At 63.4% G+C, this 18,789-nt stretch carries 19 protein-coding genes and 1 pseudogene; 9 read left to right on the top strand and 11 right to left on the bottom strand.

The features are described from left to right. Nucleotides 1-239, top strand: a 239-nt coding sequence (locus JWP26_RS03945; protein WP_299723778.1) for a hypothetical protein, incomplete at its 5' end; no start/stop codon positions are given. Between the two features lie 195 nt (nt 240-434). Further along, a complete protein-coding gene (locus tag JWP26_RS03940; RefSeq protein ID WP_299723775.1) occupies nt 435-1,325 on the top strand; it encodes a LysR family transcriptional regulator in 891 nt (296 codons plus the stop codon). 4 nt (nt 1,326-1,329) lie between these two features. On the opposite strand, the gene JWP26_RS03935 is transcribed toward JWP26_RS03940, so the two are convergent. Further along, the gene (locus JWP26_RS03935) at nt 1,330-1,920 is read right to left on the bottom strand and encodes a MarR family winged helix-turn-helix transcriptional regulator (protein ID WP_299723773.1); all 591 of its coding nucleotides are present in this window, start codon (nt 1,918-1,920) and stop codon (nt 1,330-1,332) included. A gap of 142 nt (nt 1,921-2,062) precedes the next feature. Between JWP26_RS03935 and JWP26_RS03930 the strand changes: the two genes are divergently transcribed. Together JWP26_RS03930 and JWP26_RS03925 are read left to right on the top strand one after the other, a co-directional pair. After that, complete coding sequence (locus JWP26_RS03930; RefSeq protein ID WP_299723770.1) at nt 2,063-3,022, top strand: ATP-binding cassette domain-containing protein; 960 nt, start codon at nt 2,063-2,065, stop codon at nt 3,020-3,022. Nucleotides 3,023-3,215: 193 nt separating this feature from the next. Further along, nucleotides 3,216-3,977: an ABC transporter permease gene (locus tag JWP26_RS03925; protein WP_299723767.1), complete on the top strand. Its 762-nt coding sequence runs from the start codon at nt 3,216-3,218 to the stop codon at nt 3,975-3,977. Between the two features lie 137 nt (nt 3,978-4,114). On the opposite strand, the gene JWP26_RS03920 is transcribed toward JWP26_RS03925, so the two are convergent. Together JWP26_RS03920 and JWP26_RS03915 are read right to left on the bottom strand one after the other, a co-directional pair. Further along, complete coding sequence (locus JWP26_RS03920) at nt 4,115-5,485, bottom strand: glutamate--cysteine ligase (protein ID WP_299723764.1); 1,371 nt, start codon at nt 5,483-5,485, stop codon at nt 4,115-4,117. Nucleotides 5,486-5,557: 72 nt separating this feature from the next. Beyond that, complete coding sequence (locus tag JWP26_RS03915) at nt 5,558-6,307, bottom strand: 16S rRNA (uracil(1498)-N(3))-methyltransferase (protein WP_299723761.1); 750 nt, start codon at nt 6,305-6,307, stop codon at nt 5,558-5,560. Nucleotides 6,308-6,377: 70 nt separating this feature from the next. On the opposite strand from JWP26_RS03915, the gene ubiA reads away from it, so the two are divergent. Beyond that, on the top strand, nt 6,378-7,316 hold the full coding sequence (gene ubiA, locus JWP26_RS03910) for a 4-hydroxybenzoate octaprenyltransferase (RefSeq protein WP_299723758.1): 939 nt from the start codon (nt 6,378-6,380) through the stop codon (nt 7,314-7,316). Between the two features lie 238 nt (nt 7,317-7,554). On the opposite strand, the gene JWP26_RS03905 is transcribed toward ubiA, so the two are convergent. After that, nucleotides 7,555-8,067, bottom strand: a complete 513-nt coding sequence (locus tag JWP26_RS03905; protein WP_299723755.1) for a DUF6101 family protein — start codon at nt 8,065-8,067, stop codon at nt 7,555-7,557. Nucleotides 8,068-8,388: 321 nt separating this feature from the next. Between JWP26_RS03905 and JWP26_RS03900 the strand changes: the two genes are divergently transcribed. Both JWP26_RS03900 and JWP26_RS03895 read left to right on the top strand, forming a co-directional pair. Then, complete coding sequence (locus JWP26_RS03900; RefSeq protein ID WP_299723752.1) at nt 8,389-9,225, top strand: 3'(2'),5'-bisphosphate nucleotidase CysQ; 837 nt, start codon at nt 8,389-8,391, stop codon at nt 9,223-9,225. A gap of 16 nt (nt 9,226-9,241) precedes the next feature. Continuing rightward, complete coding sequence (locus JWP26_RS03895) at nt 9,242-9,481, top strand: DUF4170 domain-containing protein (RefSeq protein WP_299723749.1); 240 nt, start codon at nt 9,242-9,244, stop codon at nt 9,479-9,481. Nucleotides 9,482-9,740: 259 nt separating this feature from the next. On the opposite strand, the gene JWP26_RS03890 is transcribed toward JWP26_RS03895, so the two are convergent. The 3 genes from JWP26_RS03890 to xseA are packed head-to-tail and all read right to left on the bottom strand — an operon-like array spanning nt 9,741 to nt 12,829. Next, complete coding sequence (locus JWP26_RS03890; RefSeq protein WP_299723747.1) at nt 9,741-10,889, bottom strand: hypothetical protein; 1,149 nt, start codon at nt 10,887-10,889, stop codon at nt 9,741-9,743. A gap of 4 nt (nt 10,890-10,893) precedes the next feature. Beyond that, nucleotides 10,894-11,115: a DUF2093 domain-containing protein gene (locus JWP26_RS03885; protein WP_299723744.1), complete on the bottom strand. Its 222-nt coding sequence runs from the start codon at nt 11,113-11,115 to the stop codon at nt 10,894-10,896. A 46-nt stretch (nt 11,116-11,161) separates the two neighbouring features. Next, entirely contained in the window at nt 11,162-12,829 is a 1,668-nt protein-coding gene (xseA, locus tag JWP26_RS03880; RefSeq protein ID WP_299723741.1) for an exodeoxyribonuclease VII large subunit, read from the bottom strand. Between the two features lie 227 nt (nt 12,830-13,056). On the opposite strand from xseA, the gene purD reads away from it, so the two are divergent. After that, nucleotides 13,057-14,331, top strand: a complete 1,275-nt coding sequence (gene purD, locus JWP26_RS03875; RefSeq protein WP_299723738.1) for a phosphoribosylamine--glycine ligase — start codon at nt 13,057-13,059, stop codon at nt 14,329-14,331. 139 nt (nt 14,332-14,470) lie between these two features. Then, nucleotides 14,471-15,343: a patatin-like phospholipase family protein gene (locus JWP26_RS03870; protein ID WP_299723735.1), complete on the top strand. Its 873-nt coding sequence runs from the start codon at nt 14,471-14,473 to the stop codon at nt 15,341-15,343. An 80-nt stretch (nt 15,344-15,423) separates the two neighbouring features. Here JWP26_RS03870 and JWP26_RS03865 read toward each other — a convergent pair whose 3' ends face one another. The 4 genes and pseudogenes from JWP26_RS03865 to fabV form a co-directional block, all read right to left on the bottom strand. Beyond that, nucleotides 15,424-15,951 (bottom strand): fasciclin domain-containing protein, encoded by a 528-nt coding sequence (locus JWP26_RS03865; protein ID WP_299723781.1) that lies wholly within the window; start codon nt 15,949-15,951, stop codon nt 15,424-15,426. A 30-nt stretch (nt 15,952-15,981) separates the two neighbouring features. After that, nucleotides 15,982-16,518 (bottom strand): annotated as a pseudogene (locus JWP26_RS03860) (fasciclin domain-containing protein); the annotation flags it as partial. Nucleotides 16,519-16,664: 146 nt separating this feature from the next. Beyond that, nucleotides 16,665-17,129, bottom strand: a complete 465-nt coding sequence (locus tag JWP26_RS03855; RefSeq protein WP_299723732.1) for a nucleoside deaminase — start codon at nt 17,127-17,129, stop codon at nt 16,665-16,667. Between the two features lie 7 nt (nt 17,130-17,136). Further along, the gene (gene fabV, locus JWP26_RS03850) at nt 17,137-18,312 is read right to left on the bottom strand and encodes an enoyl-ACP reductase FabV (protein ID WP_299723729.1); all 1,176 of its coding nucleotides are present in this window, start codon (nt 18,310-18,312) and stop codon (nt 17,137-17,139) included. Nucleotides 18,313-18,789: the final 477 nt, after the last annotated feature.

The raw sequence follows: 18,789 nt of genomic DNA, 5'->3' as shown, positions 1-18,789 counted from the left end.
CGGAGATGGCACAAGCCCTAGGGATTGAGCCAATTGCGGGCGCTGGCGGCACGGCGGGCCGCGAGCGATTTGGCACGCTGGTCATCGCGCAGTGCTTCGAACAGATCGGCGCGGTTGATGCCGAGATCGTCGAGGCGGTGATTGTCGCGCTCGAGAAGATTGGTGAGCGCCACGCGCCGGGCCTGTCCGGCTCGCGCTTTGGCGAACCAGGCGAAGACTGCACGAACCGGATTGTTTGAGACGGCGGCGGCACTTGACCGCTCGCCCGAAAGCACGAGCGCCATAGGTCTTCTCCAAAACTGGTGTGTTCCGGCCGGGAAGCCGGGGGTTCGATGATCGTCGATCACCGATGAATGCAATCTAGGGACTGGACACCTATTCGTCTAACAAATAGATTTCATCCCGCTCATGAATATCTGTGATGGAGATTCCCGATGTCCGTACCGCTCGATCTCGACCAGTTGCAGAGCTTTTGCGCGATCGCCGATTGCGGCAGTTTCACCGAAGCGGCGCGGCGCGTGAACAAGACCCAGTCGGCGGTGTCGATGCAGATCAAGCGACTGGAAGAACGTTTGGGCCACCCGCTTTTGACGCGGGACGGGCGCAGCGTGTCGCTGACCCAGCATGGCGAGGTGCTCTATGCCCGGGCGCGCAAAATGCTGCGCACCAATGCGGAGATCATGGATCATTTCTCCGAGGGGGATCTGGCAGGTTCGATCCGGTTTGGCGTACCGGACGACTATGCGGTGCGACTGCTGCCGGTGATTCTCTCCAGCTTCCAGCGCACCCATCCCAAGATTGCCGTCGATGTGGCCTGCATGGCGTCCGAGCAATTGCTGGAGGGCATGAAGGCCGGCAAGTATGATCTGGTGGTTTTCACCCAGGGGACCGACCAGAATTTCGGCGAACTGTTCCGCACCGAAAAGATGTTCTGGGTGGCCAGCCATGGCGGGCGGGCACTGGCGAGCGAGCCCATGCCGCTGGCCAGTGGATCGCAGACCTGCATCTGGCGCACCGAGGCGGTCGAGGCGCTCAACCGCGTGGGCAAGGATTATCGCATCGCCTATACGTCATCGAACGCTACGGCGATTTCGAGCGCGGTGCTGTCCGATCTCGCCGTTGGCTTCCTGCCGGAAAGCGCGTTGCAGCCGGGCATGCGGGTGCTCGGCGAAGAACAGGGCATGCCACGGCTTAGCGATGCGCAAATCGCGTTGATGCGCGGCAGTCATGCCTATGGCGGAATTTACGACGTGCTGGCCAACCACATCGTGCAGTCGATGGGGAACCTCGATACGCGCGTGCCGCTGGCGGAGGCGGCGGAGTAACGCTTCAATCCTCCAGCTTTCGGCCATTTTCCATTGCCGCGACAATGGCCTTCATCTTCACGCCCGCATCGCGCTGAAATGCGCGGGCGTTGATCATGCGCGTCTCTGCCGACAGCGTGCCGCGCTCGACATGCTGTTCGAGCAGGAATGACAGTTCGCGATTGATCTGGCTGCCGACCTCGAGGAATTCGATAATGGCGGCGAGCTGATCGGGCGTAAACCGGGCCAGCATGGCCGGGCCGATCAGCTGGAAATGGCTGAACAGCCGGTCCGACAAATCTCCGGCCAGTTGGGTAATTTTGATCCAGACCTTGCGGCGATCCGCGGGATCGCGCTCGCGCACGACATAGCGGATGGCTTCGAGCCGATCGATGACGACGGTCACCGCCCCGGTGGTGAGACCACTGTCGCTGGCCAGCTGGCCTGCGGTGACCCGACCGTGGCGTTCGATAATGTCCATGCAGCGCGCGTCGGTGCGATTGATGCCCATGAAACGGGCAAGGCAATCATCGAACATGTCGCTGGCGGTCTGGTTGGCGCGAACCGCCTGCTGCAGACGAGCCCCCTGCGGGGTCGCCCAGACGCCGACATTCAAATTATCGCTTGACGTTTGGTTATCTTGATTCATAAGATAATTATAGATCAAGATAGTTCGCGACGCAAGACTGCTGACACGTTCTGCCCTGCGCAGGACCTAGGCAATTTGTCTGAGTGCGATGGGGCGACGGGGAGTTCACATGGATACGGCGATGATCGAAGCGCGGGGCCTCAAGCGGACCTACAAGGCGAAGGGCAAATCCATCGAGGCGGTGCGCGGAGTCGATCTGTCGGTGCGGGCTGGAGAGATCGTTGGTTTTCTCGGACCCAACGGGGCCGGCAAGACGACGACACTGAAAATGCTGTGCACGCTGCTGGAGCCAACCGGCGGTACGGCCGTGGTGGCGGGACATGACCTGCGGGGTGATCCGGTCGGCGTGCGGCGGGCAATTGGCTATGTGAGCCAGGCGGGGTCGACGGCGCCCGAGGCGCGGGCCGGTGAGGAAATCGTCAGCCATGCCAAGCTCTATGGCATTGACCCCAAGACCGCCGAGGCGCGGGCGCGAAAGCTGCTGGCCGATCTCGACCTGGCCGACGTGTGGGACCGCACCTGCGGTTCGCTGTCGGGCGGGCAAAGGCGGCGGCTGGATATCGTGATGGGTCTGATCCATGAGCCGAAGCTGGTGTTTCTCGACGAGCCCTCGACGGGGCTCGACCCGCAAAGCCGGGCGAACCTGTGGACCCATATCCGCAAGCTGCGCGACGAGATGGGGACCACGGTGTTCATTACCACGCACTACATGGACGAGGCCGATTCGCTGAGCGATCGCATCCTGATCATCGACCAGGGGCAGATCGTTGCCGAGGGCACACCGGCGGAACTGAAGAAGCGCGTTTCGGGCGATACGATCACGCTGACGCTGCGGCGGGCGGAAGACGCGACCGAGGCGGCGGGGGTTGCGGGGATGTTGCCGGGAGCCGATGTGCCGGTGACCGATGGGCATATCGTGCGGTTCCATGTGCCCGATGGCGGTTCGGCGCTGCCGGTGGTGCTGGCGGAATTCACCAAGGCCGGGATCGAGGCGATTGGTGTCGAGGTCAATCGGCCAACGCTGGACGATGTGTTTTTGACGCTGACGGGGCGGTCGCTGCGGGAATAGACCCATCAGTCTGCGTCCCCTCCCCCTTGAGGGAGGGCCAGGGTGGGGGGAAGCCGCAACGGGAGCTGAGTGTGGCTGAATTGATCGCCACTCTCGCGGCGCGTTCCCCCCACCCCTAACCCCTCCCCTCAAGGGGGAGGGGAAACCGACTGAACTATCTTGCCAAACAATTCGGGTTCAAAGGGACCAAGCCATGACCTTCTTTTCCGATACCTGGACTGTGTTTACCCGCGCCATGCGGCTGTCGTTGCGGCAGCCGATGTGGGTGGCGATCGGGGTGTTGCAGCCGATACTGTATCTGACGCTGTTCGGGCCGCTGCTGGTGCCGCTGGCCAACGCGCCGGGATTTCCGCCGGGGGATGCGTGGACCGTGTTCGTGCCGGGGCTGCTGGTGCAACTCGGCATCTTCGGCGGAGCCTTCGTGGGCTTTGGCATTATCGCCGAGTGGCGCTCGGGGGTGATCGACCGGGAACTGGTGTCGCCGGCGAGCCGCGTCGCCTTGATTACCGGGCGGGTACTGCGCGACGTCGTGGTGCTGGTGGTTCAGGCGATCATCCTGATCGTCTGCGCGCTGTTTTTCGGACTGCGCGTCCCGGTGGGTGCGGCGGTGCTGGGCATAATCATGATTGGCCTCTTGGGCGCGGCGTTCTCGTATTTCAGCTATTCGGCGGGGTTGGCGATGAAGAGCGAGGACGCGTTTGCGCCGCTGGTCAACATGGTGTCGCTGCCGATCCTGCTGCTGTCGGGGATTTTGCTGCCGATGTCGCTGGCGCCGCAATGGTTGCAATTGCTGTCGGACGTCAACCCGTTCAAGCACATCGTCAATGCGGTGCGGGCGCTGTTCCGCGGCGAGGTGGGGACGTTCGAGGTGGGGCTGGGATTGGTGCTGGCGCTGGTTTTGATTGCGCTGGGGGCGTGGGCAGGGAAAAGGGTGTTTGAGTTGCAGACGAAGTGATCTTCACCTCTCCCTTGGGGGAGAGGTCGGCGCGTAGCGCCGGGTGAGGGGGCCTGTTCTTGGTGCGGTGCTTGGGGAAGGCCCCCTCACCCGACCCAAGAGGGTCGACCTCTCCCCGAAGGGAGAGGTGGCTTCGCCTAGATCTCGGCGGCTTTGAAGATCTTCGTCAAATCGCCATTCCATTCGCCGTGGTAGAGGTCGAGCCAGCGTTCGGCTGGCGACTTGGCCAAGCGGATGGTTTCTTCCAGCGGCGCCAGGTGGATAGTTTCGTCCTTGCCGTCACCATTGCGGATGCCGCGGCGGACGAGGCCGGCTTCGGCAATGCCCACCGCCTGGGCCGCGATGTCGTACAGGTTCGAGCGGTCGAACGGAGTGGCGAGGCCATGCTTGGGGACTTCGCGGCGCATCTCATCGCGCTGCGCTTCGGTCCAGGGCTTGATCATCTCGTAGGCGGCTTCCAGCGAAATCTCGTCGTAGAGCAGGCCGACCCAGAAGGCCGAGAGCGCCGTGACGGACTTTTCGTCGCCCATATCGGCGCCGCGCATTTCAAGGAAAGTCTTGAGGCGCACTTCGGGGAAGATGGTGCCGAGGTGATAGTTCCAGTCGCGTTTGGTGGGCTTTTCGCCCGGCAATTGCGGCAGCTTGCCCTCGAGGAAAGCGCGGAAACTCTCGCCAGCGACGTTGATGTAATGCCCATCGCGGAGGACGAAATACATCGGCACATCAAGGGCGTAGTCGGCATATTGCTCGAAGCCGAAACCTTCTTCGAAGGCAAACGGGAGCATGCCGGTGCGGTCATTGTCGGTATTGAGCCAGATATGGCTGCGATAGCTGAGGTACCCGCTGTCCTTGCCATCGACGAAGGGCGAATTGGCGAACAGGGCCGTGGCCACCGGCTGCAGCGCCAGTGAGACGCGCAGCTTCTTGACCATGTCGGCTTCGGAAGAGAAATCGAGGTTGGTCTGCACGGTGCAGGAGCGGAACATCATCGATGTGCCGAGCGTGTCGACCTTGTCCATATAGGGCGCCATGATGCCGTAGCGCGATTTGGGCATGCGCTCGATTTCGGCGACCGACCAAAGGGGCGTGACGCCGAGACCGAGGAAATGGATATCGAGCGGCGCGGCGACTTCCTTCGCAACACGGATGTGTTCGGCGGTTTCGTGGGCGGTCGCATGCAGGTCGGGCTGGGGCGCGCCGGAGAGTTCGAACTGGCCACCGGGCTCGAGCGAAATGCCGCCCATCGTGTCCATGTCCCAAAGGCCAATGGGATTGCCTTCGTCGAGGAAAGGCTGCCAGCCGGTCGCGGCAGACATGCCATCGAGCAGGGCGCGGATGCCGTTGGGCCCCTCATAGGCGACGGGACGCAGTGGATCGGTATGGAAAACGTGCTTTTCGTGCTCGGTGCCGATGCGCCATTCGGATGCGGGTTTGCTGCCCTTGGCCATTGCCTCGATCAGGTCGGCACGCGATTCGATGGGGGGAGAAATGCTTTCGGCGCCGGCCATAAAGTCCTCTGAGGCTGAGGGGTCAGGAGTGGGCGCGAACATAGCGTCCGCCCGGATGAAAGCAATCGCCTTTTATCGCCAATCGCCGATGATTGCTTGAATGACCGCCAGGGCGGCCACGGCGGCGGTATCGGCGCGCAGGATTCGAGGGCCTAAACTGACCGGGACCACAAAGGGTTGCGCGCGCAATTGGGCGCGTTCCTCGTCGGAAAAGCCGCCTTCGGGGCCGATGAGCAGGCCAATGGGAGTGCCGCGCAGCGCCGTAATGGCATCCACCGGGGAAGCGGAAGCGGCGCTTTCATCGGCGACGATCAATTTGCGGGTGCCCTGCGTAGTGGTCCAGCCGGCCAGCAGGGCGGCCAGCGTGATCTCCGGGGTGACCACCGGGACGCTGAGCACTTCACACTGTTCGGCCGCCTCAATGGCGTTGGCGACCAGCTTTTCATGCTTGAGGCGGCTGACCTGGGTGAACTTGGTGAGCACGGGGGCGATGGTGCCGGCGCCCATTTCGGTGGCTTTCTGGATCACATAATCCAGCCGCTCGGTCTTGAGCGGGGCAAAGCCGTACCAGAGGTCGGAGACCGGCGTTTGCGCTGCCACCTGCTCAATGGTCTCGAGCGTGACGGATTTCTTGGAATCGCTGGTCAGCCGGCTGAGCCAGGCCCCGTCGCGGCCATTGAACAGCACCACTTCGTCACCGACGCTCTTGCGCAGCACGGCCGCGAGATAGAGCGATTGCTCTTTGCCCAGGGCGATCGAGGCCCCCTGCCCCAGATCGGGTTCGATATAGAGGCGCGGGAGCGAAGCGTGGGTGCGGGGCATGGAACTCGTTGTGTTGCGCAGGGTCGACGGCGCAGTTAGGACTGAAGGCATCAAGGGTTCAAGGCAGACGATGAGCGATACCAATATTCCGCCGGCCGGCAAAGTTGCCGATGCACACAACACAAATTGGGTGGACCGCTACGCACCCGAGTGGCTCAAGCCCTATGCGCGGCTGGCGCGTTGGGACCGGCCCATTCCGCTATTGCTGTTGTTCTGGCCCTGCGTCTTTGGCTTGTCGCTGGCTGCGATCGCCGATCCTGTGCGCGGGTTCGACTGGCGCGCGGCCATCCTGATGCTGATCGGCTCGGTGCTGATGCGTGGCGCCGGCTGCACGTTTAACGATGTGGTGGACCGCGATATCGACGAACAGGTCGCCCGCACACGGTCGCGACCGATACCTTCCGGCCAGGTGACGGCGCGAGAAGCGTTCGGCTTCCTCGCGGCGCAGGCCATTCTGGGCTTCTTCATCCTGCTGCAGTTCAACCGCTTCACGGTGATCCTGGGCGTCGCGTCGCTGCTGTTGATTGCGATCTACCCGTTCATGAAGCGCGTCACCTGGTGGCCGCAGGCGTTTTTGGGGCTGGCGTTTTCGTATGGCGCGCTGGTGGGCTGGAGTTCGCAAACCGGCGGATTGTCGCTGGCGCCGCTGTTTTTGTATTTCGGCTGCATCGCCTGGACCATCGGCTACGACACCATCTATGCGCTGCAGGATATCGAGGACGATGCGCTGATCGGCGTCAAATCCACCGCCCGCCTGTTCGGCAGCCAGACGCGGCTGCTGATCGGGGTGTTTTATGGCATCGCTTATGTGCTGTGGCTGGTGGCCGCAGTGCTGGCTGGGGCCGGACTGGTGTTCGCGGGGCTGTCGCTGGTCGCGGCGGGGCTGTTGGCCTGGCAGGTGCAGACGTTCAACAAGGATATCCCCGGCAATGTGCTGGCCAAGTTTTTGTCGAATAATCTGGTGGGGATTGCGCTGAGCTTGGCGCTGTTGGCGGAGTGGGTTTGGTAGAGATCGTGCCACGCCCTCGTGGTTCGAGGCTCGTAAGAACTCGCACCTCACCATGAGGGCTACTGGTATCGTGATCTGTAAGTAGTCCTCATGGTGAGGCGGGAGCGCAGCGACCCTCCAACCACGAGGGCGTGGCACGACCCAAACGCCAAAAGCCGGCCCAGGGGACCGGCTTTAGCGTGCTTTGGAGGCAAACCCGTTAGGAGCGATGCAGCGCTCGGTCGGGGCGGGTAAACTCTTAGTTGGCTTCCTGGCCGGGCTTGCGGCGGTTGAGGAAGCGGGGGCGCCGGTTGGCATCGGCGGCCATTTTGCGGCGGGACGCGGAAGCGCCGAGCGCCACGCCGTCGACCTGCTGGCTATAGGGCATATAGGCGCCATCGCCGGCCTTGATGAACAGGGGCAGACGCAGCTTGCGGCCCCAGTTCTGCCATTCGGCGACGACGTTGTGATTGCCGATTTCTTCGAACACGCGATAATTCAGTTCGCTATCGCCGTGCACCAGTTCGATCGAGGAGGTCAGCACGCCCTCCTCCGAAATGGCGGTGGCCACCGCGACGCCGATGAACTCATCGACCGGGACCTTGATCTTGATGGCAACGCCGCTCTTTTCGAGCTGCTTGCGCACCGTCACGGTCTTGACCGGTTCCTTGGGTCCATTGTCATTGGCCGCCAAGAAACGCTTGTCGATCACCGCTGGCTTACCAAAAGCCAGGACAACCGATGCGCCTTCCATTCCTACGCCATGAACCATTTTCGTCTGCCTTCCTGTCAACTTCGAGAGCTTGTCGGCGCTCTCTTTCGTGGGGTCACCATAGCGCGTCCCCTTACCTGCCCCCTTAATCGGTTCGGTTAAGTTTATGTTGTTTTCCGAGAGGGTTAGCAGGGTATAACCAGGTGTAGGAAGCAATTAACCGGGTCTTTTGCGGGGGCATTAACCAGCAAATTTCCGCCACGTTGAAGCTATCGTGCGCTATCTGTTTGAAGATACTGGACGCAGGCCAAACAGGGTGTTGATCGCCACCGCGCGAGCCACCCTTGTCCAAAGCCCGGCCACCGCCTAAAAGCCACGGCAATGACCAAGCCGCCCACTTCCGCAAAAGAAGATCTTGAACTGCTCCGCTCCTGTGCGGTGGCGGCGGGGATCATCGCCAGCAGCTATTTTCGGCGCGAACTGAAGACCTGGACCAAGGAAAACGCCTCGCCGGTGAGCGAAGCCGACATCGTGGTGGACCGCTATCTGGCCTCGGCGCTGTTGGCTGCGCGGCCCGATTATGGCTGGCTCAGCGAGGAGACGGTCGATAATCCATCGCGCCTGTCCTGCACCAGGGTGTTCGTGGTCGACCCGATCGATGGCACGCGCGGCTTCATCAATGGCGAGGATAGCTGGACGGTGTGCCTGGCGGTGGTGGAAAACGGCGTGCCGATCGCGGGCGTCGTTTTCGCGCCGGCGCGCAATGAAATGTATGACGCGGTCAAGGGTGGCGGGGCACGGCTCAATGCCGAGCCGCTGGTGCGGCGGCGGCGGGCCGGTTCGGCGCCGCTGATTCCGGCGCCGGGGGCGGTGCATCAGGAAATGCAGGCGGCGGGTCTGGATTATGTGCGTGGGCCGGCCTATCCGTCGCTAGCCTATCGGCTGGTGCAGGTGGCGACCGGCAAGATCGACGCGGCAGTATCGCGGCGCGGCTCGCAGGATTGGGATATCGCGGCGGCGGCGGTGATTCTGGACGAAGCGGGCATCAACTTCTCCGACGTGTGCACCGGGTTCCCCGTTTTTAACAAGCGTGATGTGCGCCACGGTGCGCTTGCGGCGCTCGGCGACATGAGCCTACAACCTTTGGTGCATGCGGCGCTGATCAAGGTTTACGGTTGCCCGTCGGAAACCCCGCTATCGCAGACAATGACACCTTAAAAACGGACGACAGACAATGGCCACTGATTCACCCAAACAACTGCTTCATCTCGTGATCGGCGGCGAGCTGTCGAGCATCGAGGGCGTGACCTTTACCGATCTGGCGGCCGTGGACATCGTCGGGCTGTATCCGAATTATGCCACTGCTTATACGGCGTGGAAGCAGAAGGCGCAGATGACCGTGGACAGCGCCCAGACGCGGTATTTCATCGTGCATCTGCATCGGCTGTTGGAGCCGGAAACGCATAAGGCGTAGGGGGGGCGGTGCTTTCTATTCTTCTCCCCGTCGGGGAGAAGGTGGCGCGCAGCGCCGGATGAGGGTGTCTGCCCTCGGAGCCAGTTCAGCTTCGCTCTAGTGTGGCCGCCGCACCTGCCATTTCCAAAAAATTGGCTGCGCTTCTGGTCTTATCAGCCGCGTCTGAGGGGCAGACACCCTCACCCGGCCTCCGCTTCGCTCGGCCACCCTCTCCCCGACGGGAGAGGAATCTTGATCGGCCAGCGCTCTTCTGAGAGCCCTACTCCGCCACCAGCGTCTCAATAATCGCATTCACCGCACCCGGTTCACCGATGCGCTCGCGACCCATCCGGCCGAGGCGCATGCGTTCGGCCGGCTCCGATAGCAGCTTGCTCAGGGCATTGCCGACCGCGTCGGCCTCAGCCGGCACCACCACGCGCGCATCTCCGAACAGCGTCTGTTCATCGCGAAACCGCGAGCGGCGGTCGCGGGGGTTGAGGAAGGTGATGGCCGGAATGCCCAGCCCGAGGGCTTGCACGGTCGCCGTGCCGGCCTGCGACATGACGATATCGGACTGGGCCAGCAGGTTGCCCATCGCCCCGCCCCGCGCCATGTGGACGGTCAGCTTGCCATCGGACAGTTCGCCCAGATCGTCGGATTCGGCGCTCAGCGTGGAAGAACGGCGGAGGCCAGCGGCCTTGGCGAGGTCTTCGACCTTGACGCCGCCGGCGACAGCCAAGAATACGTCCGGGCACAGCGACATATCCAGCTTGCGGAGCGCTTCGATTTGCAGGGCGAAGCTTTCGGACGTGAGCGCACGGCTGCCGGGCAGCAGCGTGACCGCGAAGGAGCGCTTGCGGCGTTGGGCAGCGTCGTATTTGCCGTGCGGAATGGTGTCCATCATGACATTGCCGGCGCAGCGGGCATTGACGCCAATGGCGGTCAATGACGAGGCCAGATTGTCGGAGCGGCAGAACACGGCCTTGCAGCTCTGCTTGATGGCCCAACGCTCCAGGCCCGAATAGAGCCGCGCGGCGCCGGTCTTGTAGACATCGAGATAATAGAGATCGCGGTAGCCGGTGGCCCAGCAGGCCAGCACACCCACCATGTCGCCGATGACCACCACGCGGTCGTAACTGCCGCGGACACGGCGCAGGAATTGCAGCGCTGGCGGCACGGTACGCAGGCCGCCGGTCGCGATATCGCGCCGCAGCGAGCCCTTGACGTTGCGCCAGCCTTCCGAGGCCAGCGTCGCGCGCGGGCCGACCACCGGGCAGGCACCCGTATAGGCATTGCCGGCGCCGATCATCGGATAGGCCTCGATGGACACCGTATCGGGCATTTGGCGCACGATGGCGGCGGCGATTGCATCTTCGCCATGGCCGTTGGAAATGAACAGGTATCTGAGACGGCTGGACGCTACAGCCACCGTCTCAGTTCCCGCGGCCGAAGCGTTCGAGCGCCTCGTTGGCAACCACCGCGTCGGCGTAGGCCTCCTGGCGGTCGACGCTCCAATAGAACAGTTCGTCGAGCGGAATGGTCTTGCCGGTAATGGCACAGCGGACGAACGTGCCCGGCTTGATCACCACATAGTCGCCGTCCAGGTAGCGGATCACCGCTTCGGTGGGGCTAAACCCCTTGTCGAAAATGTTCATCGCACAAATCCTTGCTGGACCTCGATATAGCGCTCAATGGCGCGCGTCAAAAGAGGCTTTCCTGCGGATCGTTATCAGTTGTCGTCCGGGGCTTTTTCTTCGGCGCGACATGGGCGCCGGTGACGAGGACGGGCACGGTCTCGTCATGGGCGAAGCGGATAGTCAGGGGGTCGCCGGCCTCGAGGCCCTGCTTGGTGCGGACCAACTGCCCCTGCCCGTCGGTAACGATGGCAAAGCCGCGTGCCAAGACGCTTTCATAGCCCACCGACGCAAGCAGCTTGCCGGCCTGGTCGAGGGCGGACCGGCGTTGCGCGAGGCTGGCGCCGAAGCCGGCCAGCAGGCGTGCGGCCAAGGGTGCTAACTGGCTCTGGGAGTGGCGGAGTTCCGCCTTGAGGGCATTGGGCGATAGCTTGGGGCCGATGGCAGCTAGCAGGCCCACCTTGCGCTCGACCAGCCGCCTGGCTGATGGCACCAGACGATCGGCGCGTGGATCGAAGGTCAGGCGCGCCCGGTCGACGGTTTTGCGCAGGCCGGTTTCGGAGCGTCCGGCCAGGTTTGCCAGCCGTTGCGCGAGATCCTCTTTGCGCTGGCGCAGCACTTGCGGGCCCAGACGCGGCTCGATGCGGGAGAACTGCACACGCTGGCGTTGCACCGAATGGCGCAGGCCACCCAGCAGGTTGGTGGCGGCGTGGTCGAGCCGCTGGCGTTGGGTGGCGACGAGGTCGCTTGGGCGCGGCAATCCGGCAGCGGCGGCTCGCAACCGGTCGCGAGCGCTGCCGGAAACGCGCCGCGCCGCTTGCCGTTGGCGGGAACCGAGATCGTCCACATAGGCAATGAGTTCGCTGCGCACCGGCACCGCGGCTTCGGCGGCGGCGGTGGGGGTTGGGGCGCGCATGTCGGCGGCGTAGTCGATCAGGGTGGTATCGGTTTCGTGGCCCACCGCCGAAATGATCGGAATGCCGCTGGCGGCGACGGCGCGCACCACGGCTTCCTCGTTGAAGCCCCAAAGGTCCTCGATGGAGCCGCCGCCGCGGGCGACGATCAGCAGGTCGGGGCGCGGAATGGGGCCGTTGGGGAGCAGCGCGTTAAAGCCCTCAATGGCGTTGACCACCTCGGGGGCGCAAGTATCGCCCTGTACGCGCACCGGCCAGACCAGCACGTGGCTGGGAAAGCGATCCTCCAGGCGATGCAGGATATCGCGGATCACGGCGCCGGTCGGGGAGGTGATGACGCCGATGACGCGCGGCAGATAGGGTATTTCGCGTTTGCGTTCGCGGTCGAACAGGCCTTCGGCGAGCAGCTTCTTGCGGCGATCTTCGAGCAGCGCCATCAATGCCCCGGCGCCGGCGGGCTCGATATTGTCGATGACGATCTGGTATTTGGAGGAGCGCGGGAACGTCGTCAGCCGGCCGGTGGCGATGACTTCGAGGCCTTCTTCGGGCTTGAAGGCCAGCCGGGCCCAATTGCCCTTCCAGACCACGGCGTCCATCGACGCATTTTCGTCCTTCAGCGTGAAATAGGCATGGCCCGACGAATGCTGCCCGCGAAATCCCGAGATTTCGCCGCGCACCCGCACATAGCCGAACTCTTCCTCGACCGTGCGTTTGACCGCCTGGGAGATTTCGGAAACGGTATATTCGGTGGCGTTGGTGAGCGTTTCGGCCATGGTGTTCTGGTGCGCTATCGAGGCGGAGGCGTCAAGAGTGGCGGACACGGACTTCCTTCACCTCTCCCTTTGGGGGAGAGGTCGACCATCTTTGGTCGGGTGAGGGGGCCTTCCGCGGTACCTCACCAAGTAAAGGCCCCCTCACCCGGCGCTGCGCGCCGACCTCTCCCCCAAAGGGAGAGGTGAAGAGGGCCACGCCGCTCTCCTGTTAAGGAGGCCCTTGTTCGCCCTCGTCCCTTGTGAGAGAGGGTGACGATTGAGAGACGGAGATTTCCATGCGCGTTCTAGTGATTGGTTCGGGTGGACGCGAGCATGCGCTGGCGTGGAAAATCGCGCAGTCGCCGCTGTTGACCAAACTGTTCATTGCGCCCGGCAATGGCGGCACCGGTTCGGTGGCCGAAAACATCGTCATGGACATTACCGACCACAAGGCAGTGACGGATTTCTGCAAGCTGATGGCGATCGATTTCGTCGTCGTCGGGCCTGATGCGCAGGTCGTCGCTGGCTTGGGCGACGACGTGCGCGCGGCGGGGTTCACCTGCTTCTGCCCATCCAAGGCGGCTGGCCAGCTTGAGGGCTCCAAGGGCTTTACCAAGGCGCTGTGCGACGAGATGGGCATTCCCACCGCCGCCTATGGGCGCTTCGACAATGAGGGGGCCGCGCTGGCCTATCTCTATGCCCGTGGCGCGCCCATCGTGATCAAGGCCGATGGCCTGGCTGCCGGCAAGGGCGTGACGGTGGCGATGAGCGTCGAGGAGGCCGAGGAGGCGATCATCGATTGCTTCTCCGGCGCCTTTGGGGCTTCGGGAGCGGAAGTCGTCATCGAGGAATTCATGGAGGGCGAGGAGGTCAGCCTGTTCGTACTGTGCGACGGCGAAAACATCCTGCCGCTGACCACCGCTCAGGACCACAAGCGCGCCTTCGACGGTGACACCGGACCCAATACGGGCGGCATGGGGGCATATTCCCCTGCCCCAGTGATGACGCGCGAGATTTATGAAGAGACGCTGGCCCGGGTCATCGAGCCGACTGTGCGGGGGCTCGCGGCGCGCGGCACGCCCTATCAGGGGGTGCTCTATGCCGGGCTGATGCTCACCGCCGATGGTCCCAAGCTCGTGGAATACAATGCCCGCTTCGGCGATCCGGAAACCCAGGTGATGATGATGCGGCTGCAGTCGGACCTGTTGCAGCTGCTGCTGTGGACCGCAACGGGCGATCTCAAGGGCCGTAAAGCGGTTTGGAAAGACCAGTTTGCGCTGACCGTTATCCTCGCCACCAAGGGCTATCCGGGGCCTTATGCCAACGGCTCGGAAATCCGCGGCGCCGACGGCCTCGATAATTCCGACCTGCAGGTGTTTCATGCCGGAACGCGGCGCGAGGGTGCGCGTTTACTGGCTCATGGCGGACGCGTGTTGAATGTCACCGCGTTAGGCGCCGATGTCCAGGAAGCGCAGAACCGTGCTTACGATGCCGTGGACAAGATCGACTGGCCCGAGGGTTTTTGCCGCCGAGACATCGGCTGGCGCGAAATCGCCCGTAAAGGCGTCTGAACGCTTCGTAAACCTCGCGGGCCTACCCTATCGCCGAACTGCCTTTGACCAGACATCGGACGAGCGCCTACCGACCCCGCTGCAACAGCGGGGACAGGTGCTGATCGACCGCCTCCAGTCCAAAGGCATGGAGCGGGACATGGCGAACACGGTTTCTGGCCCACGAATTGGCGTGGCTCTTGGCGGTGGCTCAGCGCGCGGGCTGACGCACATTCCCTATATCGAGGCGATGGACGAACTGGGCATCAGACCCAGCGTCATTTCGGGCACCTCGATCGGCGCGCTGATCGGCGCCGGGTGGGCCGCCGGCATGAGCGGGGCCGAGCTGCGCGAGCATTCCTACAATGTACTGGGCACCATGCGCATCATCGCCGGCAAACTGTGGGCGACGCAATTGCGCGGGATCGGCGGCATCCTCAAGAACGGCATTTCGATGCAGCTCGATGCCACCAGCATTGTGGACGCGTTCACGCCGCCCGGCTTTCCCAGCGAGTTCAAGGACCTCAAAATCCCGCTCTATGTGGTGGCCACCGATTTCCAATCCTGGCACCAGGTGGTGTTCAGCTCGGGACACCTGCGGCCCGCCATCGCGGGCTCGATCGCCATTCCGAGCCTGTTCAAGCCGGTGCACTACGCCAACCACATCCTGGTGGATGGCGGCGTGGTCAATCCGCTGCCGCTCGACCAGGCCGATATCGATACCGATTTCCTGATCGGCATCGACGTCAATGGCGACCCGTCGGAAGGCATCACCAAGACCGACCACAAGGCGCTCGACCTGTGGTTCGGCTCGGCCCAGATCATGATGCATTCGCTGACTGCGCACATGATGGCGGCCTATCCGCCCGATATGTATATCCGGCCCCACGTCGCCTCCTTCGGCGCCATGGAATTCTGGCGCGTCAAGGAAATCGTCGGCCACGCCGAAAAGGAAAAGGACCGTTTCAAACGCATCCTTGATGCCAAGATCGAAGCCTGGATGGCCAATCAGCAGAAGGTCAAGGCGGGCTAGATGCCACCGTCCGGTTGGGCCGGGCGCAATGAAAAAGACCCCGCCGTGGCGGGGCCTCATATTCGGTCAGATCGCATTGCTTACTTGGGCAGCAGCACGTCGTTGACGACGTGGATCACGCCATTGGACTGGTTGACGTCGGCAATGGTAATCTCGGCGGCGCCACCGGCTTCGTCGAAGATGTAGATTTTGCTGCCGCGCCGTGTGGCGGTCAGGGCGTCGCCGCCGACGGCGTTGAAGTTGTAGCGACCACCATTGGCCTTGATCTTGGCCAGCAGATCGGCCGACGACAGCTTGCCGGCAACAACGTGGGCGGTCAGAATCTTGACCAGCTGGTCCTTGTTCTCAGGCTTGAGAAGGGTGTCGACCGTGCCGGCAGGCAGCTTGGCGAAAGCTTCATTGGTGGGGGCGAACACGGTGAACGGCCCCGGGGTCTTGAGCGTATCGACCAGACCGGCAGCCTTGACGGCAGCGACCAGCGTGGTGTGATCGGCCGAGTTGACGGCGTTGTCGATGATATCCTTGGTCGGATACATGGCTGCACCACCCACCATCGGGAAGTCACCGGCCATTGCGTCAGCAGGCGCCATTGCATCGGCAGGCGCCATCGGCTCGGTTGCCATGGCCTGATCGGCGGCCTTTGGGGTCAGCACGGCATCGATCACATGGATCACGCCATTGGACTGGATCACGTCGGGGATGGTCACGTTGGCGACGGTGCCGTTTTCGTCGGTCACGGTGACCTTGCCGTCCTTGGCTTCCAGCGTCAGCTTGCAACCGCCGACGGTGTCGACGACATGCTTGCCGCCATCGGCCTTGACCATCGACATGATGTCGGTCGAGAGCGCCTTGGCCGGGATCACGTGGCAGGCCAGGATGGTGGTCAGCATCGCCTTGTTTTCGGGCTTCAGCAGCGTTTCCACTGTGCCGGCCGGCAGGGCGTCGAACGCTTCGTTGGTTGGCGCCAGCACGGTGAACGGGCCGGGACCTTCGAGCGTCTCCACGAGGCCCGCGGCCTTGACGGCGGCGACGAGCGTAGTGTGATCCTTGGAATTGATGGCATTCTCGATGATGTTCTTGGTGGCGAACATCGCAGCGCCGCCAACCATCGGATTGTCTTGCGCATAAGTTACCGAAATGGCCGACGACATGATCGCAGCGGTCGCGGCTGCCATCAGAACTTTACCGAACGTGATTTTCATTTTGCTCCCCGATGCTGACTGCGGTTTTGCATTCAGTTGAGAGCAATTACGGAAGCCGAAGCGCCGCAGTTTCACTTGAGACGTTAATTTTTTATTTGCACATGGCGCAGGCCAATACGCTAGCGCGGCTCGATGCGGCGGAGCGCGCCAAAGAAATCTCTCAGCAGTGTCGCCGACCGCGTGGCCCCCAGCCCACCGACGACTTCGGGCGCATGGTGGCAGCTTGGCTGCTCGAACAGCCGCACGCCGTTTTCGACCGCCCCGGCCTTGGTATCCTCGGCGCCAAAATACAGCCGCCGCAGCCGGACATGGGCGATGGCGCCGGCGCACATGGCGCAGGGCTCGAGCGTCACATAGAGATCGCAGCCGTCGAGCCGCCCGCTGCCGCGCGTGGCGAGGGCGGCGCGAATGGCCAGCATTTCGGCATGGGCGGTGGGATCGCCAAGCGCCTTCATCCGGTTGCGCTCGGCGGCGAGTACCACGCCATTTTCGACCACCACCGCCCCCACCGGGGCCTCGCCATTGGCCGCCGCCTGCTCGGCGAGCGACAATGCCAGGTCCATCGGCGTGAGCGGCGGGGTCATGGTTGGATCAAGCGGCAGGAACGACCTGCGGATCGACATCGGCGGTGTAGTCGACCCCACCCAGGCCAAAGCCGAACAGCTTGAGGAATTCCTCGCGGTGCTTCGGCAGGTCGGCCAAGGTGGACAGGTTTTCCGTGGTGAGCACGGCCCAGCGCTTCTTGAGCTCAGCCTGGACAGTGTCGGACAGTTCCCAATCGTCAACGCGGACGCGGGCGGCCTCGTCGAGGGCGATATCGCCCTGGAGCTTGACGCGGAAGAGGCGGTCGATCTGCTCGATGGTGCCTTCGCCAATGCCCATTTCATCCATGACCTTGATGAGCAGGGTGCCATAGAGCGGCACGACCGGGATGGCGGAGCTGGCCTGCGTCACCACGGCCTTGAGCGCCACCACATGGGCGGCATGCTCGCCGAACTGGGCGCGGATGGCGGCGGCGGCGCGATCGAGATCGGCCTTAGCCCGGCCCAGCGTACCCTTGTGGTAGATCGGCCAAGTCAACTCGCTGCCGAGATAGGTGTAGTTGAGCGACTGGAAGCCATCGGCCAAAACGCCGGCTTGCGACAGGGCCGCAATCCAGAGTTCCCAGTCTTCGCCGCCCATGACCTTGACGGTGGCGGCGGCTTCTTCCTCGGTCGCGGGCTCGACCGAGATTTCGGACACTTCGCCGGTGCCGGTATTGAGAGTCTTGGAGGTGACGGCGCTGCCATAGGGCTTGATGGCCGAGCGATAGGTGACGCCGTCCACCGGATCGGTGCGAACCGGGGAAGCGACGGAATAAACGATGAGGTCGACCTGGCCGAGATTGGCCTTGATGGCTTCGACAACCTCGGCCTTGATAGCATCGGAGAAGGCGTCGCCTTCCACGGTGACGGCCACGCGACCGGCGGCTTTGGCGCGCTGTTCGAAGGCGCGGTTATTGTACCACCCAGCGCTCGCGGTCTTGTTCTCGGCCGGCGGGCGCTCGAAGGACACGCCCACGGTATCGGCATCGCTGCCAAAGGTGGTGACGATGCGCGAAGCCAGCCCGTAACCCGTCGAGCAGCCGAGCACCAGCACGCGCCTGCGATCCGAGGGGATCGCGCCTTTGACGACCACATGGTCGATCTGGCGTTGGACATTGGTGGCGCAACCGACCGGGTGGGCGGTGGTGCAGATGAAACCGCGAATTTTGGGCTCGATGATCAAGGCAGGGCTCCCGCAACAGATTTGCGCCCGCACATAGCAGAGAGGGAGCGGCGTGTCACACTGGTCTGGATGCACCTTGGGTAATCTTGCCACCAGCCTGGGTGGGGGGCTGACAGGTTAGCCCGAACTATCGGCTCTGCCACCGCATCGCCCCAGCACGATGCCACCCACCCACGGTGTCACCCCGGCGTAGGCGGGGGGCCAGCCCGAGATGGTCGCCCAGCCGCGAGGTGGTGGTGACTCCCACACGATCTCGCGGCGCGCTCCACGATCTCAGAATGGGCCCCGGCCTGCGCCGGGGTGACACCGAGATTGGGGCCGCCTTTTGCCCCTTACCCAACTAATCCCCGCCCCCAAATCCTCCCGCATACTCCCTCCCGATATCTCCACAATGGCTGCGGGTTCGCGACGAACGGCCGTGGGGAGTTTGGTGGGAGGGGAATGCGGTCGCGCGATCCCTGGGCCAGCGCGACGTTC

This window comes from Devosia sp. (genome assembly GCF_028290435.1).
GTDB lineage: Bacteria > Pseudomonadota > Alphaproteobacteria > Rhizobiales > Devosiaceae > Devosia.
Note: the sequence above shows the minus strand (reverse complement) of the source record. Positions and strands in the feature narration are given on the sequence as shown.